15 protein-coding genes and 1 tRNA gene are annotated in these 17,261 nt (G+C 72.7%); 8 read left to right on the top strand and 8 right to left on the bottom strand.

The window, feature by feature from the left end:
* Position 1: 1 nt before the first annotated feature.
* On the bottom strand, positions 2–892 hold the full coding sequence (locus tag QOZ86_RS08995; RefSeq protein WP_284491623.1) for an alpha/beta fold hydrolase: 891 nt from the start codon (positions 890–892) through the stop codon (positions 2–4).
* Between the two features lie 125 nt (positions 893–1,017).
* Complete coding sequence (locus tag QOZ86_RS09000; RefSeq protein ID WP_284491624.1) at positions 1,018–3,867, bottom strand: heavy metal translocating P-type ATPase; 2,850 nt, start codon at positions 3,865–3,867, stop codon at positions 1,018–1,020.
* 193 nt (positions 3,868–4,060) lie between these two features.
* On the opposite strand from QOZ86_RS09000, the gene QOZ86_RS09005 reads away from it, so the two are divergent.
* On the top strand, positions 4,061–4,309 hold the full coding sequence (locus tag QOZ86_RS09005; RefSeq protein ID WP_284491625.1) for a hypothetical protein: 249 nt from the start codon (positions 4,061–4,063) through the stop codon (positions 4,307–4,309).
* Positions 4,310–4,397: 88 nt separating this feature from the next.
* Positions 4,398–4,652, top strand: coding sequence for an SHOCT domain-containing protein (locus QOZ86_RS09010; RefSeq protein ID WP_284491626.1), 255 nt, complete (start codon positions 4,398–4,400; stop codon positions 4,650–4,652).
* A 43-nt stretch (positions 4,653–4,695) separates the two neighbouring features.
* Here the strand turns inward: QOZ86_RS09010 and QOZ86_RS09015 are convergent, their stop codons facing one another.
* The gene (locus QOZ86_RS09015; protein WP_284491627.1) at positions 4,696–5,415 is read right to left on the bottom strand and encodes an SCO family protein; all 720 of its coding nucleotides are present in this window, start codon (positions 5,413–5,415) and stop codon (positions 4,696–4,698) included.
* Between the two features lie 169 nt (positions 5,416–5,584).
* On the opposite strand from QOZ86_RS09015, the gene QOZ86_RS09020 reads away from it, so the two are divergent.
* Complete coding sequence (locus tag QOZ86_RS09020) at positions 5,585–6,319, top strand: ZIP family metal transporter (RefSeq protein WP_284491628.1); 735 nt, start codon at positions 5,585–5,587, stop codon at positions 6,317–6,319.
* Between the two features lie 311 nt (positions 6,320–6,630).
* Here the strand turns inward: QOZ86_RS09020 and QOZ86_RS09025 are convergent.
* Positions 6,631–6,706: transfer RNA gene (locus QOZ86_RS09025), tRNA-His, on the bottom strand.
* A gap of 89 nt (positions 6,707–6,795) precedes the next feature.
* Positions 6,796–7,455 (bottom strand): oligoribonuclease, encoded by a 660-nt coding sequence (gene orn, locus QOZ86_RS09030; protein ID WP_284491629.1) that lies wholly within the window; start codon positions 7,453–7,455, stop codon positions 6,796–6,798.
* 144 nt (positions 7,456–7,599) lie between these two features.
* On the opposite strand from orn, the gene QOZ86_RS09035 reads away from it, so the two are divergent.
* On the top strand, positions 7,600–8,784 hold the full coding sequence (locus QOZ86_RS09035; RefSeq protein ID WP_284491630.1) for a hypothetical protein: 1,185 nt from the start codon (positions 7,600–7,602) through the stop codon (positions 8,782–8,784).
* A gap of 103 nt (positions 8,785–8,887) precedes the next feature.
* A complete protein-coding gene (locus QOZ86_RS09040; protein ID WP_284491631.1) occupies positions 8,888–10,681 on the top strand; it encodes a hypothetical protein in 1,794 nt (597 codons plus the stop codon).
* 60 nt (positions 10,682–10,741) lie between these two features.
* Here the strand turns inward: QOZ86_RS09040 and QOZ86_RS09045 are convergent, their stop codons facing one another.
* Positions 10,742–11,368, bottom strand: a complete 627-nt coding sequence (locus QOZ86_RS09045) for an SACE_7040 family transcriptional regulator (protein ID WP_284491632.1) — start codon at positions 11,366–11,368, stop codon at positions 10,742–10,744.
* 89 nt (positions 11,369–11,457) lie between these two features.
* Here QOZ86_RS09045 and QOZ86_RS09050 point away from each other — a divergent pair, with 89 nt between their 5' ends.
* The 3 genes from QOZ86_RS09050 (at position 11,458) to QOZ86_RS09060 (ending at position 16,332) form a co-directional block, all read left to right on the top strand.
* Entirely contained in the window at positions 11,458–13,071 is a 1,614-nt protein-coding gene (locus QOZ86_RS09050; protein ID WP_284491633.1) for a carboxyl transferase domain-containing protein, read from the top strand.
* Positions 13,072–13,177: 106 nt separating this feature from the next.
* On the top strand, positions 13,178–15,178 hold the full coding sequence (locus QOZ86_RS09055; RefSeq protein WP_284491634.1) for an ATP-binding protein: 2,001 nt from the start codon (positions 13,178–13,180) through the stop codon (positions 15,176–15,178).
* Positions 15,178–16,332: an acyl-CoA dehydrogenase family protein gene (locus QOZ86_RS09060; protein ID WP_284491635.1), complete on the top strand. Its 1,155-nt coding sequence runs from the start codon at positions 15,178–15,180 to the stop codon at positions 16,330–16,332. The genes QOZ86_RS09055 and QOZ86_RS09060 overlap by 1 nt, the downstream gene beginning before the upstream one ends.
* Positions 16,333–16,545: 213 nt before the next feature.
* Here QOZ86_RS09060 and QOZ86_RS09065 read toward each other — a convergent pair whose 3' ends face one another.
* On the bottom strand, positions 16,546–16,731 hold the full coding sequence (locus QOZ86_RS09065; protein WP_284491636.1) for a hypothetical protein: 186 nt from the start codon (positions 16,729–16,731) through the stop codon (positions 16,546–16,548).
* A 16-nt stretch (positions 16,732–16,747) separates the two neighbouring features.
* Entirely contained in the window at positions 16,748–17,212 is a 465-nt protein-coding gene (locus QOZ86_RS09070) for a hypothetical protein (RefSeq protein WP_284491637.1), read from the bottom strand.
* Between the last annotated feature and the right edge of the window lie 49 nt (positions 17,213–17,261).

Consider the following 17,261-nt stretch of genomic DNA (forward strand, 5'->3'; position numbering starts at 1 on the left):
GTCAGGTCACGCGGTCCGACCATCGCTCCGGCGGGGCTGTGGGGTGTGTGTCCAGCAGGGCGGCAGCCACCAGCCGCTGGCACCACTCCGGATGGGAGAGGGGCAGTCCGTGGTCGGCCATCGGGTGGACCACCGAGGTCACACTGGGCCGGGTACGCGCGAGTTCGGTGGCCCGGCCTGGGACGAGCGCGGGATCGCATGCTCCGAGGGCGAGGGTCACCGGGATCTGCGCGCGGCGGAGATGCTCGAGCGCGTCGACCCAACCGGCGTCGCGGATGAGCCCGTTCATGGACGCGGAGTAGCTGCTCCAGGTGTGCTCGACACCGGAGCGCGCCACCGGGATCGGCAGATCGGGACGGTAGGCGACGGCCATCCAGGAGGCCGCGGTCCGGTGGCGGCACATCCATGCGCAGGCGGCGCGTGGTAGCCGTCCATCCCCTGCCAGGAGGGACTCCAACCGCCCGAGGCCGGCGACGTGCGCATCCGCCTCGGCGCGGCTGCGGTACAGAGGTGCTGCGAAGGTGACGACGGAGCGCACCGTGTCGCGGTGTTCAGCCGCCCATCGCAGCGCGAGCAGGCCGCCCATGGAGTAGCCGGCGACCACGGTCGGCCTGTCCTGCAGGCCCAGTCCGGCCAGGGCGTCGTCCAGTACGGCGAGGTGAACTCCGGCATCTGTCGGGGCGGTGATGTCCATGGAGCGGCCGAAGCCGAGCAGGTCCGGGATGACCACGGTCGCCTGCTCGGCGAGCCGGTCGTAGACCGCGCCGAAGCTGTTTCCGGCGCCCGCCATGCCGTGCAACAGGAGGACCACCGATTGCCCGGAGCCCATGGTGCGGACGTGCAGCGGTCCGGCCGTGAGCTCGTGGCCACCGCCCGACGTCCACGCGGTCACGGCCGCCGACCGTCGATGCCGCCGGCCCCACCAGCCGAGGCCGGCGGTGACGCCGGAGACCGCCGCGCAGAGGGCTCGACGCCCACGGGAGGGATCTGCGTCAGCCTGCCGCAGACCGCCGATGGTCAACGCGGCCACCCACTCGCCGCCATGCGGCTCCGATCCGGGTTCTCCGCTTCGGTGTCGGTGAGCCGGGGCGGCTGGAACCGGTTGAGCCGTGCGGCGTTGAGCACGACGCTGATGCTGGACAGCGCCATCGCCGCAGCGGCGATCATCGGCGAGAGCAGTGCCCCGGTGACCGGGTAGAGCAGGCCGGCGGCGACCGGGATTGCGACAGTGTTGTACCCGAACGCCAGCACCAGGTTCTGCCGGATGTTGCGCATGGTCGCCTTCGACAGCGCGATAGCGGTGACCAGGCCCTTGAGCTCGCCGGACATCAGCGTGACGTCGGCGGCTTCGATGGCGACGTCGGTGCCCGTGCCGATGGCGATGCCGACGTCGGCCTGTGCCAGTGCCGGGCTGTCGTTGATCCCGTCGCCGACCATCGCCACCAGCCGGCCCTCGTCCTGCAGGGTGCGGACCTCGGCGGCCTTCTGGTCGGGCAGGACCTCGGCGAGGACCCGGTCGATGCCGACCTGGCGGGCGACCGCGTCGGCGGTGCGCCGGTTGTCGCCGGTGATCATGGCGACCTGCAGGCCGAGGTCGCGCAGGGCGCGGATGGCGGCGACCGAGTCCGGTTTGATCGTGTCGGCGACGGCGACCACGCCGGCGGGTCGGCCGTCGACGGCGACGAACATCGGGGTCTTGCCCTCGTCGGCGAGCCGGTGGGCGTGGTGTTCGAGCTCTCCGGTGGGGATGTCGGCGTCGGCCAGTAGTGCGACGTTGCCGATCAGTAGTTCGTGACCGTCGACGGTCGCCCGGATCCCCTTGCCGGTGACCGAGTCGAAGGCGGCCGGCCGGGCCAGGTCCAGTCCCCGCTCGCGGGCGGCGGCGACGATGGCGGTGGCCAGCGGGTGCTCGCTGTCGGTCTCGGCAGAGCCGACCAGGCGCAGCAGGCCGGTCTCGTCGTGGCCGGCGGCGGTGACGACGTCGGTCAGCGCCGGCATACCGCGGGTGATCGTGCCCGTCTTGTCCAGCACCACCGTGTTCAGCTTGTGCGCCGTCTCCAGCGCCTCCGCGCTCTTGATGAGGACGCCGGAGCGGGCTCCCTTGCCGGTGGCCACCATCACCGACAGCGGCGTGGCCAGCCCCAGCGCGCAGGGGCAGGCGATGATCAGGACGCTGACGGTGGCGACCAGGGCCAGCGTCAGCGCCGGTCCGAAGATGAACCACAGCACGAACGTGCCGAGCGCGACGAACACCACCGCGGGCACGAAGTAGCTGGCGACGACGTCGACCAGCCGCTGGATCGGCGCCTTCGAGGACTGTGCCTCCTGCACCAGCTTGATGATCTGGGCCAGGGCCGTCTCCGAGCCCACCCGCGTGGCCCGCATCGTGAACGCGCCGGTCTGGTTGACGGTGGCGCCGATGACCTCCTCGCCGGCGCTCTTGCGGACCGGGACGCTCTCGCCGGTGACCATCGACTCGTCGATGGTGGAGGCGCCTTCGACGATCTCGCCGTCGACGGGGATCTTCTCACCGGGGCGGACCCGCAGCTGGTCGCCGGCGCGGACCTCGTCGACGCCGACCTCGACCTCCTGGCCGTTGCAGAGCACCCGGGCCGTGGCGGGGGTGAGCTCCACCAGGGCGCGGATCGCGTCGCCGGTGCCGGCTCGGGCGCGGGCCTCGACCAGTCGGCCGAGGAGGATCACGGTGATGATGAAGGAGACGACCTCGTAGTAGACCTCGCGCACGTCCTCGGGCAGGAGGTCGGGTGCGATGGTGGCGACGAGGCTGTAGCCGAACGCGGCGATGGTGCCCAGCGTGATCAGGCTGTTCATCTCGGCGCTGCGGTTGCCCAGGGCTCGCCACCCGGTGGCGTGGATCGGCCAGCCGACCCAGACGAACACCGGCAGCGTCAGCAGCAGCTGCACCCAGGGGTTCTCCAGCAGGTCGGGCACGTACTGCTCGCCGATGAAGTGCGCCACCATCGCCGCGTAGAGCACCGGCAGGGTCAGGACCGTACCCACGGCGACCCGGCGGGTGAGGTCGCGGACCTCCTCCCGGTGCGCTGCGGCCTCGGCGTCCTCGGTCGGGGCGGCGCCGGGTTCGGCCCGCAGCCGGGCGGGGAACCCGGTGGCGACCGCGACCGCCTCGGTGAGCGCCTCGACGTCGACCAGCGTCGGGTCGTACATGATCACGGCGCGTTCGGCGCCGAAGTTCACTTCCGCGGAGTCGACGCCCCCGATGGCGCGCAGCTGGGCTTCGGCGCGGGCGACGTCGGTGGGCAGGCTGCGCAACGCACCCGGCAGCAGAAACTCCGCCCGTTCGCACTCGACGGTCCCGTCCATCCGGGGTCCGACCCCGACGGCGCGGGCGGTTTCCCGGTTCTCCTGGGTGACTCCCCGCGCCGCCTCGACGACCTCGTCACCGCCCTGCTCCGGTGAGGACAACGGGGCCTGGGCTGCCTCTGCCTTCCCCCGCGGCCCCTCATCCCCGTCAGGGGACTCGGCCACCAGCGTGCCGTGCAGCATGTTCATCCCGCAGGCCCAGCCGTACTCGCCCGGCTCGTCGATGGCCAGATCCATGGTCGTGGTGCCGAACGCCGCCAACGAGGCGCTCTTACGCAGATCGGGGAAGACCACGCGAGCGGTGCAGTCGCTGTTCTCCTGACGATGGAACCGCAGCCGCACCGGAGTGCCGGCCTGGACACGGATGAGGCTCGGCGAATACCCGCCCTTGACGGTGACGTCCACGACCTGCCGCCCCGCTTCCAGCTGCGCGTGCGTCGCCTTGCGGGGAGCGAAGAAGTACCAGGCCAGCGCGGCGATGAGCGCAACGCCGCCGAGGACGACAACAAGCTCACTGGTGCTCATGGATGGGCCTCACCGTCGTCGAAGCGTTCCCGAGCCTTGCCGAGTCGTCGCACCTGCGTCGTCGAGAAGCTCCGGCTTCCGGCTTCTGCCGTGCCCGAGCAGGAGGCGGAGCAACCCCGGCACAAGTGACGTACTATGAGCCATAGTAGTTCGAGCGGATGGCAAGTGTGCCCAAGGAGCGGAGGAGCGCAACATGGTGAGGTCTTTGCTGGTGGCCGCGCTGGTCGCCGGGAGCGTCGCCGTCCCCGCCGGGGTGGCTTACGCCCACCCTGGAGCTGGCAGCGAGGGCTCGGATGCGTCCACCGGAATGGCGCGGATGCACGGGCTGATGCAGCAGGGCAAACCCGGGATGGCCCGGATGCATGAGTTGATGCAGCAGGGCAACCCCGGCATGTCCCAGATGTGCGAGCTGCTGCACGAGGGCGCGCCCGGTCGCCTCTGACCGAGCCCCGGCCGCGGGTACCGGCCGAAGACATCCGGCAGGAGCGCTCCCCGGGAGCGCCCCTGCCGACTGAAGGAAGGAGTGGTCGGTGGATCACGACGGCGGAATGATGGACGGCGGAATGATGATGGGGATGATGGGCGGCTGGATGCTGCTGTGGGCCCTGGTCGGGCTTGCCCTGCTGGTGGCGGGGGTGCTCGCGGCCATCTGGCTGGTCAAGCACCGCTCACCGGCCCGAGATGCAGGTCCCGCCTCGGAGGAGGTGCTCCGCCGGCGCTACGCCGCCGGGGAGATCGACCGCGAGGACTACCTGCGGATGCAGCGAGATCTGTCCAGCGGCTGATGTCCGGCCGGTGGTCTGTGGCAGCCCCTGGCGCCCGGGGCCTCTACGGGGCGGTGGCCAACCGGGTGAGGTCTTCGGCGTACTGGTCCGGCGTCGTGCCCCCGGTGTACACCACCGACCGGCCACCAGGACCCCAGGCGTACACGGTCCCGGCGTGGTCGACCCCGTAGTCCCCGTGGGTGTGCCCGTCCCCGCCGTGCCCGCCGTTCCCGTCGTCGTGCGGGTGGATGATCGCCGCCGACGGGTCGGCCACCTGCTCGCTCTCGGGCAGGTAGAGCTCGCGAAGTGCCGCGGCGGTGGCCTCGTTGCCGCCGATGAGCCCGGTGAACTCGGGATCGAACCGGTCCAGCCACTCCCGCAGCGCCTCGGGGGTGTCGCGGGCCGGGTCCTCGGTCACGAACACCACCTGGACCCGGTCGCGGACCTCGGGAGTGAGCATGTCCCGCGCCAGTGCCAGGTCCGCCATCGTGGTCGGGCACAGGTCCGGGCAGTGCGTGTAGCCGAAGAACAGCAGCGTGACCTCGTCCTCGGGGCGGTCGCCGACGTCGAAAAGGTCCCCGCTGGTGGTCGGCAGCGTCAGGTCCGGGCGGGGTTGCCCCTGCTGCACCAGCGTGCCGTGGAAGCCGTCGTCCTGCACCGTGACGCGGGCCCCGCCCGCCGGCGAGTCCTCCGCCGCTCGGCCGGCGTGCCCGCAGCCGGCCAGCAGCAGCCCGCCGACCAGAACGGCAGAGCCGAGGGTGGCTCGGACCGGGACTCCTCGCACGGGGACCTCCTGAACTGCTGGCCGGCCGGGATCGGCACTCGCGCCACTCTACTAGCCGACATCGTAGGTTGCGGTCGCCCGTCGACCGCGCCCGGCCGGCCCCGGGGCGGCCCGGTGAGGGGACTGGGGGGGTAGGTGTCGCGGGGCCGAGGGCGGGCATCGCAGCGGCGTGGGCGACTACCTGATCGTGCTAGGGCTGGCGGCACTGCCCGCGGCAGGGAACTTCGCCGGGGCGCTGCTGTCGGAGACTCTGGATGTCTCCGAGCGGATGCTCAGCCTTGCCCTGCACCTGGCTGCCGGGATCGTGCTCGCCGTCGTCGGTCTGGAGTTGATGCCCGAGGCGCTGGCGGCTTCCCCGGCATGGGTGCCGATCCTGGCGTTCGTCGCCGGTGGCGCGTTCTTCGTGCTGCTGGACCGGGCGCTGGGGTTCGTCCAGGCCCGGCTCGATCTCGGCGAGAAGGCCAGCGGGCCGCTGGCCATCTTCTCCGGGGTCAGCCTGGACCTGTTCAGCGACGGTGTGATGATCGGCACCGGCACCGTGCTCAACCCCGCGCTGGGTCTGCTGCTGGCCACCGGGCAGGTACCGGCCGACCTGCCCGAGGGGTTCGCCGCGGTCGCCTCCCTGCGCCGCGCCGGGCTCAGCCGGACCCGCCGGCTGCTGCTGGCCGCCGGGTTCACGATCCCGATCCTCATCGGCGCGACTCTCGGGTACTTCGCGCTACGGAACGCCCCGGAGATCGTCACCCTCTCGGTGCTCGCGCTGACTGGCGGCGCGTTGGCCACGGTCGTGGTCGAGGAGATGATCCCCGAGGCCCACGAGGGTGAGACCTCCCGGCTGGGTGCGATCTTCTTCACCGCAGGGTTCGCCATCTTCGCGGGGATCTCGGCCTACGTCGGCGCCTGACGACTGGCAGCGTATCCGCCGCTACCTCGTCGAGCAGGACCTCGTGGAACGCGCCCAACGCCTGCTCGTCGAGGCCGGCGGACTCTGACGTCACCGGTCAGCCCGCAACTCGGTCCTGGGGCCGTTCCGCTGCGGCGGTCATCTTCCGCTGCGCCAGCTCCATGCGGCGACAGTGGCGTCGTCCACGAGGGTGGTGTGCCGTCCCCGAAGTGCCCGCCGATCGAGGGGCGTCCGGGCCCCGATCGCTGCCGCGGGCGGCGCCGGAACGGAGAGAGGCCCTGGTCAGCGAACTGACCAGGGCCTCTCCCGGGTGGGGTGAGTGACGGGGCTCGAACCCGCGACACCCAGGATCACAACCTGGTGCTCTACCAGCTGAGCTACACCCACCGTGTCTCCGCCCGGACGCAGAGCGCCCGGAGGGAACGGGCCCACGATACCGGAGGCCGGGCGGCGGTCCGCCGGGGGAGTCGCCGGGGTCAGGCGTGTCCGGCGTCCCCGGCCGCCAGCAGGTCGGCGAACGAGCCGACCACCGTGTCGGAGGCCTTCTTCGCCTGGCCGCTGCTGGGCCCGGGCGCCGCGACGAACAGCGTGCGCCGGTAGTACGCCAGCTCCCGCACCGACTCGATGATGTCGGCCAGGGCGCGGTGGGCGAGCCCCTTCGGCGGCTGGGCGAAGTACACCCGCGGGAACCAGCGGCGGGCCAGCTCCTTGATCGAGGAGACGTCGACCATCCGGTAGTGCAGGTGGTCGTCCAGCTCCGGCATGTCGCGGGCCAGGAAGCCGCGGTCGGTGCCGATCGAGTTGCCGCACAGCGGGGCGGTCCGGCGCTCGGGCACCCAGCGCTTGATGTAGGCCAGCAGCTGCTGCTCGGCCTCCGCGACGGTCAGCGTGGAGGCCCGGACGGCGTCGGTGAGCCCCGACTTCCGGTGCATCTCGACGACGACGTCGTCCATGCCGTCCAGATCGGCGTCGTCGGCCGAGATGACCAGGTCCAGGCCCGGGTCCAGGACGTTCAGCTCCGAGTCGGTCACCACGACGGCGACCTCGATCAGCTTGTCCTCGACGATGTCCAGCCCGGTCATCTCGCAATCGATCCAGACCAGGTGTCCCGCGCTCTCCGCCACGTCGCCCGACATTACGCACCGTGTGCATCGCACGCCCCGAGCGGTCCGCGTGTCCGTCTCCGTCGCACCGCCCGGGACGGCGCGGCGCGGAAGGCTCGGATACGGCCGCATCCTCGCTAGGGTCGCCGGAACACCCGCCGTCAGGAAGCAACGCCTGTGTCCACTGCCTCTGCCCCCACCGCCCCTGCCGTGCCGCAGGCGCCGGGCACGCTCCGCGCCGGCCTGGCCCACCCGGTGGCCCTGGTCCGATGGCTCTGGGTCGCCTACATGACCCCCGGCCGTCCGGGCCGTCCGACCACCCAGCTCGAGCTGCGCTGGATCTACACCGCCTGGCTGGCCGCCTTCCTGCTGAAGATGCTCGGGTCGTCCTGGGACGTCTCGTGGCACTTCATGTGGCTGCGTGACGACCTCGCGCCCCCGCACCTGCTGAACACGGCGGGCACCGCGGGCGTCGTGATCCTGGTGCTGTTCCACAGCTACAGCGGCTACGGCGTCGACCAGCGGGCGCTGCGGCTGATGCAGGTGGGCATCGGCACCTTCCTGGTCGCGATCCCGGTCGACCTCGTCAACCACCGGATCAACGGCCTCGACATCACCAGCTGGAGCCCCAGCCACGCGCTGCTCTACCTCGGGACGGCGGTCATGCTGGCCGGGGCGCTGCGCGGCTGGTGGCTGTACGCCGCACCCGGGCGTTTGCGCGAGCTGATCTCCCTCGGCCTGTGGCTGTTCTTCCTCGAGAACACCCTCTTCCCCAACCAGCACCAGGAGTACGGCGTCCTGTCGCTGGAGGCCTACGAGGCCGGCCGGACGACGGCGGAGCCGTCGCTGCTGGACTTCGCCGCCGCCCAGGGGCAGTCACCCACGATGTTCATGCTGCCGGTGCCCTCCTGGGTGCACCCGGCATGGCTGATCTGCGCCGGCCTGCTCTCCCTGGTGGTGGCGCGCAAGGTGGTCGGCCTCCGCTGGACGGCGACCGTGGTCGCGGTCGTGTACCTCGGCTACCGCGGGGTCATGTGGCTCGGCCTGGTCGCGATGGGCTTCCCGCCCTCGGTGCTGCCGGTCGTGCTGGTCGTCGGCGCGGTGCTGATCGACGTCGCCGTCACCCGCCGCATCCCCGGATGGGCGGCCGGGCTCGTCGTCACCGCCGGGGTGTACGGCACCGCCTTCCCGCTGGAGATGCTCGGCCTGCTGCCCCCGTGGAGCTGGTGGTCGGCGCTGCCGGTCACCGTCGCGTTCACGGTGCTGTGGGCCGCGGTGGACGCGCTGGCCGCCAGTTCGTGGCTGGCCCGCTGGCGCACCGCCGACGAGCCGGTCGTCGCGCCGGAGCGCGTCGCCGTCTGACGCCGAACCGGCGCGGAGCGCCGGTGCGGTCGCGCCGATGACGTAGCGTCGGGCGTGGCTGCGTCACGGGGGCGCTCGCCGCGCCGGAGGACGCACCGCGCGCGTGGGGCGGCCGACCGCAGGATCCGACCGCCCGGAGGACGACGACGTGCTGGCCCTGATCCCGGCGCCGCTGCAGACGGCGGGGGAGCGTGCCTTCTTCGCCGAGCTCGCCCGGTGGGACACCGGCGGCTCGGTGCGCGCGGCCGTGGTCGCCTCCCTGCCGCTGGTGGACGGGCCGCTGGGCCGCCGTCAGTCCGACGCGGTCCTGCTGGTCCCCGAGGGCATCGCGGTCATCCGGGTCGTCGAGGTGGTCCGGCAGTCCGGCGTCGTGACGGCCAAGCCCGAAGGCAGCTGGACGATCGCCGCCGACGGCGGGCCCAGCCAGGTGCTGCAGCTGGCCGGGGGCGGATCGACCCCCCTGGACGGGCTGATGCGCGCCGGCATGGACACCGCGGTGAAGCTGCGGCGGGCCGGCCTGGAGCCCGGCCGGATCGCCCGCCTGACCGTGCTGGTCGGGGAGGTGACCGGCCTGGAGCCGGCCGACGGCGACCTCGGCGAGGGCGACCACGTCGCCACCCTGGACCCCCGCTCGCTGCTGCTGGCGATCGCCCGGGCCGCCCGGCACGCCGGCGTCGGCAACCCGCGGCTGTGGACGACCGCCGACGTGCGGGCCGCGCTACAGGCGCTCGAGTACCCCGGCCGGGGGCCGTCGGTGGAGGAGCTGAACGGGGAGGCGTTCCCGTACTCGCCCTACGTGCTGCGCCGCCCGCAGCTGCTCACCCCCGCCGCGATGAACGCCGCGCCGCTGGTGACCCCGCCGGCGCCCGAGGCCGCGGAGCCATCGCCGCCGCCCACCCCGTACGCCGGTGATCCGCTGAGCGCCACCGGTGTCGCACGTGCCGTCGCGGCCTCGGTCGCCTCGGCCAACGCCGCCGCGGTGGCGGCCGCGGCGCCTGCCGCCCCGGCGCCCGGCCTCACCGGGCAGCGGGACACCGTGGAGGTGGACGGGGAGCCCACGCCGCCGGCCGGGAACGCCGGCATCGGGGGGCTCTTCGGCCGCGGCGGGGACAGCCCGGCGGCGACCGACGACCCCGTCCCGCCGTCGCCCCCCAGCACCGCCGTGCTGCCGGCGGCGCCGCGCGCCGAGGAACCCCCGGTGCGGCCGCCGCTGTCCCCGGCCTGGGGCGCGACGGCCTCGGGTCACGGCGCGGAGGACGGCCCGTCGGAGGGACGTCGCCGGCCCGGCTGGGTGATCGCCGCCGTCGTCGTCGTGCTGGTCGTGCTCGGTGCGACCGTCGCCGGGCTGCTGCTGGGCGACGGCGGGGACGTGGGTTCCGGCCCCGGGACGACGGTGACGGCGACGGAGAGCGCGCCGCCCGGTCCCGCACCGGGTGAGGTGCGGACCGTCGACGGCACCGCGTACACCCTCGAGGTGGTGCAGGTGGACGGCACCTGCGCCGGGCACGCGTACGGGCAGGTGGCGGAGTTCCTCGCCGCCACCGACTGCACCGGGCTGTCCCGGGCGCTGTACTCGGCGAGCGTCGACGGGGCGCCGGTGGTCGTGTCGGTGTCGCGGGTGGCCATGGCCGATGCGGCGACCGCGCGGGAGCTGCGCGAGCTCACCGACACCGACGGCAGCGGCAACGTCAGCGATCTGCTGCGCGAGGGCGTCACCTACGACGGTGGCCCGGCGAGGCTCTCCTCCATGCAGTACGCCAGCGCGGTGTCCGGCCCCACCGTCACCGTCGTCGAGAGCGCGTGGGCCGGTCCGGCCACCGCGGGGAGCATCGCGGCGCTCGACAAGACGGCCTCCGACGGCCTGGCGTTGCCGGTACCGCCACCGCCCGGGGGTTAGCGGAAGGGGCCCCGTCCCTCTCACCACTCGCAAGCTCGCGGCGAGCCTCCGGACGGGGCCTCAGCCGGTCGCCGCGGCCCAGGCCATCCGGCGGAGCAGCTCGCCCGTCGCCGGCCGCCCGAGCCGGCCGGCGCTGTGCGGCGTGGAGTTGATCAGACCGAAGACGGCGTGCGCGCGCACCCGGCAGGCGGCGGCGTCTGCGGCAGGGTGCAGGCGCGCCAGCACCGCCACCCACTCCTCGACGTAGCGCCGCTGCAGCCGGCGCACCTGGGCGGCGTCGGCGTCGGCCAGCGACGGGAGGTCGCGGTCGTGGACGACGATCAGCGCCGGGTTGTCGAGGGCGAACTCCACCTGGAAGTCGATCAGCGCACGCAGCTGGTCGGCGGGGTGGGGCCCTGCCTCGGTGATGCGATCCCGGGCGCCGTCGGCCAGCCGCTCGCTGATCCGGACCAGCATCTCGGCGAGCATCGCGTCCTTGCTCGCGAAGTGCCGGTAGATGGCCGGACCGGTGACCCCCACGGCGGCGCCCACGTCGTCGACCCCCACCGCGCGGGCGCCGCGCTCGGCGAACAGCTGCGCCGCGGCCTGCAGGATCTGCTCCCGGCGGGAGGGGCGTCGGGTGTCGGCGATCAGCGCCGTGTCGCGCGCGGACCGGCCGGGTCCCGCCTGCGCCCGGGCCGCGGTCATGGCACGGATGCTAATGGCGACGTGAACGACCGTTCACCCCCGAGGTGGTGGGTGGACCGCAGCTGTGAACGACCGTTAACCTGCTGGGCGTGGACGCACCGGTGCTGCCCCGGACCCTGACGGCCGACCCGTCCGCGGCCGCGCGCAACGCCGCCGCGCACGCCGAGCTGGTCGCCGATCTCGCCGGCCAGCTGCGGCGGGTGGCGCTCGGCGGCGGTGAGCGCGCCCGCGAGCGGCACACCGCGCGCGGCAAGCTGCTGCCGCGCGAGCGGGTCGACGCCCTGCTCGACCCGGGAAGCCCCTTCCTCGAGCTCTCGCCGCTGGCCGCCCACGGTCTCTACGACGGCGACGCGCCCGCGGCCGGGATCATCACCGGGATCGGCCGGGTCGCCGGCCGGGAGTGCGTCGTCGTCGCCAACGACGCCACCGTCAAGGGCGGCACCTACTACCCGATGACGGTGAAGAAGCACCTCCGGGCGCAGGAGGTGGCGCTGCACAACCGGCTGCCCTGCATCTACCTCGTCGACTCCGGTGGCGCCTTCCTGCCGATGCAGGACGAGGTGTTCCCCGACCGCGAGCACTTCGGCCGGATCTTCTTCAACCAGGCCAACCTCTCCAAGGCGGGGGTCGCCCAGATCGCCGCCGTCCTGGGGTCCTGCACCGCCGGCGGCGCCTACGTGCCGGCCATGAGCGACGAGGCGGTCATCGTCCGGGAGCAGGGCACGATCTTCCTCGGCGGGCCGCCGCTGGTGAAGGCCGCGACCGGCGAGGTCGTGTCGGCCGAGGACCTCGGTGGGGGAGACCTGCACAGCCGGGTCAGCGGGGTCACCGACCACCTGGCCGACGACGACGCGCACGCTCTCCAGATCGTCCGCCAGATCATCGGCACGCTGGGCCCCCGCGAGCAGCGGCCGTGGGATGTGGCGCCGGTCGAGGAGCCGCAGTACCCGCCGGAGTCGCTGTACGAGGTCGTGCCGCCCGACCCGCGCACGCCCTACGACGTCCGCGAGGTCATCGCGCGGCTGGTCGACGGCAGCCGGTTCGCCGAGTTCAAGCCGCTCTACGGGCAGACCCTGGTCACCGGCTTCGCCCGGCTGCACGGGCACCCGGTCGGGATCATCGCCAACAACGGCGTGCTGTTCGCCGAGTCCGCGCTCAAGGGCGCGCACTTCATCGAGCTGTGCGACCGGCGTAGGATCCCGCTGCTGTTCCTGCAGAACATCACCGGCTTCATGGTCGGCCGCGACTACGAGGCCGGGGGCATCGCCAAGCACGGCGCGAAGATGGTCACCGCCGTCGCGTGTGCCCGGGTGCCGAAGCTGACCGTGGTCATCGGCGGGTCCTTCGGCGCCGGCAACTACTCGATGTGCGGCCGGGCGTACTCGCCCCGGTTCCTCTTCGCCTGGCCGAACTCCCGCATCTCGGTGATGGGCGGCGAGCAGGCGGCCTCGGTGCTGGCCCAGGTGCGCCGGGACGGGCTCGACGCCCGCGGCGAGGAGTGGCCGGCCGAGGACGAGGAGGCGTTCAAGGCGCCGATCCGCGACCAGTACGAGTCGCAGGGACACCCCTACTACGCCACCGCCCGGCTCTGGGACGACGGCGTCATCGATCCCGCCGACACGCGCACCGTGCTCGGCCTCGCGCTCTCGGCCTGTGCCAACGCGCCGCTCGAGGACGTCGGCTACGGCGTCTTCCGGATGTGACGGGCGTGATCCTCGGCACCGAGTCCCCTTGGTTCGGCAGCGCTCTGGCAATGAGTGCTTCTGCACTCACTGCCAGAGCGCTGCCGATGGAACAGTGAGGCGAGGCATGTTCGACACCGTCCTGGTCGCCAACCGCGGGGAGATCGCCGTGCGGGTGATCCGCACGCTGCGCGAGATGGGTATCCGGTCGGTCGCCGTCTACAGCGACGCCGACGCCGGGGCGCTGCACACCCGGTTGGCCGACGTCGCCGTCCGTCTCGGCCCGGCGCCCGCGGCGCAGAGCTACCTGTCGATCGAGCGGGTGCTGGCCGCCGCCGCGGAGACGGGTGCGCAGGCGGTGCACCCCGGCTACGGCTTCCTGTCGGAGAACGTCGAGTTCGCCCGTGCCTGCGAAAAGGCAGGCATCGTCTTCATCGGCCCGCCGGTCGCGGCCATCGAGGCCATGGGCGACAAGATCCGCGCCAAGCAGACCGTGATGGCCGCCGGCGTCCCGGTGGTGCCGGGCCGGAGCGAGCCCGGCATGAGCGACGCCGAGGTCGCCGAAGCCGCCGTCGCCGCAGGCTTCCCGGTCCTGCTCAAGCCCAGCGCCGGTGGCGGCGGCAAAGGCATGCGGGTGGTGCGGTCGGAGGCCGAGCTGCCCGAGGCGATAGCCGGCGCGCGGCGCGAGGCCCGCAGCTCGTTCGGCGACGACACGCTGCTGGTCGAGCGCTACGTCGGCAACTCGCGGCACATCGAGGTGCAGGTGCTCGGCGACACGCACGGCACCGTGATACACCTGGGTGAGCGCGAGTGCAGCCTGCAGCGCCGGCACCAGAAGGTGATCGAGGAAGCGCCCTCGCCGCTGCTGGACACCTCGATGCGGGCGTCGATGGGCCGTGCGGCCGTTGAGGCGGCCAAGGCGGTCGGCTACACGGGCGCGGGCACGGTGGAGTTCATCGTCGACGCCGACCGGCCACGGGACTTCTTCTTCCTGGAGATGAACACCCGGCTCCAGGTCGAGCACCCGGTCACCGAGGCCATCACCGGCCTGGACCTGGTCGAGCAGCAGATCCGGGTGGCGGCGGGTGGGCGGCTGCCGATCGACCAGAGCGACGTCTCGCTCGACGGGCACGCCATCGAGGCGCGGCTGTACGCCGAGGACCCGGCCCGCGGATTCCTTCCGCAGGCAGGCACCGTGCTCGGCCTGCTCGAGCCCGCGGGCCCTGGCATCCGGATCGACAGTTCCCTGGCGGTGGGATCCGTGGTCGGCACCGACTACGACCCCATGCTCGCCAAGGTCATCGCCTGGGGCCACGACCGGGAAACGGCGCGGGCCCGCCTGGTCGGCGCGCTCGGGCGGACCGCCGTCCTCGGCGTGAGCACCAACGCCGCGTTCCTGCGGGCGCTGCTCACCGACGACGACGTCGTCGCCGGCCGGCTCGACACCGGGCTGATCGAGCGGCGCGGTGAGGACCTCACGGCGGCCGAGCCGGTGCCGGAGACGGTGCACGCGGCGGCCGCGCTGGCCCTGCAGCTGGAGGCCGAGCCCGTCGGGCCGGTCGTCGACCGCTTCGACGTGCCCGACGGCTGGCGGCTGGGTGAGCCGGCGTGGACCGTGCGGCGCCTGCAGGCGCCCGGCGGCGAGCCGGTCGAGATCCGGCTCCGCGGCCGGGCGGCCACCGCCGAGCTGGAGCTGGCGGGCGGCGTGGTGCCGGCCCGGGCGGTCCGGCACGGGGACGACCTGGTGGTGACCATCGGCGACTCGACCATCCGGTACGCCGTCGTCCACGCGGGCGGGTCGGTGTGGCTGGCGGCCGACGGGCGGGTCACCGAGTTGCGCGAGCAGGAGCGGCTCGCCTCGTCCGCGGCGGGTGCCGCGGCCGGGAACGGCGTCGTCACCTCGCCCATGCCGGGCACGGTGACGGTGGTGCAGGCCTCGGTCGGGGACGAGGTGGAGGCGGGCACCCCGCTGCTCGTCGTCGAGGCGATGAAGATGGAGCACGTGCTCACCGCCCCGGTCGCGGGGACGGTGGCCGAGCTCGGTGTGACAGCGGGCCAGACGGTCGCGCTGGACGAGCGGCTGGCGCTGGTGACCCCGGTCGCCGCGCCTGAGCAGCAGGAGAACTGATGTTGGACTACCGGCTCAGCGACGAGACCGAGGCACTGCGGACGACGGTGCGGGAGTTCGCCCGCGAGGTGATCGCCCCGCAGATCGGCGAGTTCTACGAGCGGGACGAGTTCCCCACCCAGATCGTGCGGCAGATGGGGGAGCTCGGGCTGTTCGGGCTGCCCTTCCCGGAGGAGTACGGCGGCGCGGGCGGCACCTACTTCGACCTGTGCGTGGCGCTGGAGGAGCTGGCCCGCGTGGACAGCTCGATGGCGATCACCGTGGAGGCCGGCGTCTCGCTCGGCGCCATGCCGATCCACCGGTTCGGCACCGAGGAGCAGAAGCAGGAGTGGCTGCCGCGGCTGTGCAGCGGTGAGCTGCTGGGCGCTTTCGGGCTCACCGAGCCCGGCGGCGGTTCGGACGCCGGCGCGACGCGGACCACCGCGCGGCTGGAGGACGGGCAGTGGGTGATCAGCGGCTCGAAGGCGTTCATCACCAACTCGGGCACCGACCTGACCGGGCTGGTCACGGTCACCGCCGTCACCGGCACGCGGCCCGACGGTGGCAAGGAGATCTCGGCGATCATCGTCCCGTCGGGCACCCCGGGCTTCACCGTCGGCCAGCGGTACTCGAAGGTCGGCTGGAACGCCTCCGACACCCGCGAGCTGTCCTTCGACGACTGCCGCGTGCCCGAGGAGAACCTGGTGGGGGAGCGGGGCCGCGGGTACGCGCAGTTCCTCTCGATCCTCGACGAGGGCCGCATCGCCATCTCGGCGCTCTCGGTGGGTCTGGCGCAGGGCTGCGTGGACGAGTCGGTGAAGTACGCCGGTGAGCGCGAGGCGTTCGGTCAGCCGATCGGGAAGAACCAGGCGGTCCAGTTCATGATCGCCGACATGGAGGTCCGGGCCTCGACCGCCCGGCTGGCCTACTACCGCGCCGCGGAGAAGATGCTGCGCGGTGAGCCGTTCAAGCGAGAGGCCTCGATCGCCAAGCTCTACAGCTCCGAGGTCGCCATGGACAACGCCCGCTACGCCACCCAGGTGCACGGCGGGTACGGGTTCATGAACGAGTTCCCGGTCGGCCGGTTCTACCGCGACGCGAAGATCCTCGAGATCGGCGAGGGTACGAGCGAGGTGCAGCGCATGCTCATCGCCCGGGACCTCGGCGTGGGCTGATCGGTCAGCTGGGCGGTTACCGGCGCTGCTCGGAATCAGGCTGGAAGTGGGCCGTTCGGGCCGGCGTTCCGCTCCCGCGCACTGAGTCGGTGAGAATTCCCGGGTCGCTCTGCAGAACTTCCGAGGGCAGCGGAACGCCGATCAACGATGTGGCCTCGTCTGCGGCGGGCGTTTCCGGTGACGCCTCTGACGCAGGGCCCTCTTCGGGACCGGTCATGCCAGCTCTGCCCGCTCGATGCGTTCGCGTGCCGCCCGTTGGAGCTCTGCGAGTCCCTTCGTGTCCCCCTCGGCGCTGGCCATGAGCTCGGGATCGGGGGGATAGAGCGCGTCCCAGTCGGGGCTGTCGGCTTCGCCGCCCCGACGGTCCGGCTGGTTCGTGACGCTGACGATGCGACTCACGACTCGTCCACCCTTCTCAGAAGGTCTTCACGATACTGCCGACCACGATCGTGGTGGCGGCGCAGAAGAGCAGAAGCGCGGCGGCCCGCAGCCTTCTCGCCTTGGCGAGCAGTCGGATTTCGTCCTTCTCGTGCAGCTCCAGCCGGGTGTTCAGCAAGCGCATCCGGGTCAGTGTCGGATCGGCGGCCAGATAGCGGTCTCGAAGTTTGCGGGGAGCGATGCCCTTGTCCACTCGTGGCCACAGGCCGTGGACGGCTGCACCGCCAGCACCGACTGTGACCACCTGCCCGATGAGCCCAGGGATGCTCGGTCGACTTCCGACCAACGCGACGAGGACGCCGGCCGCTCCCAGCAAGAGGCCCAGACGCGTGTCGATGCTCTGGGCGCGCTGGCGGTAGGAGTCCTCTTCCCGTGCCAGGGCCGACTCGACGACGTCGAGTGACGGGACTCGCGCTGGGTCGATCGAACTGGGGAGGCTCATGGTCGACACCCTGACGTTGCCACGTCGACATCGTGTCCCCACCCACCGA

The organism is Blastococcus capsensis, assembly GCF_030165005.1.
Taxonomy (GTDB): Bacteria; Actinomycetota; Actinomycetes; order Mycobacteriales; family Geodermatophilaceae; genus Blastococcus; species Blastococcus capsensis.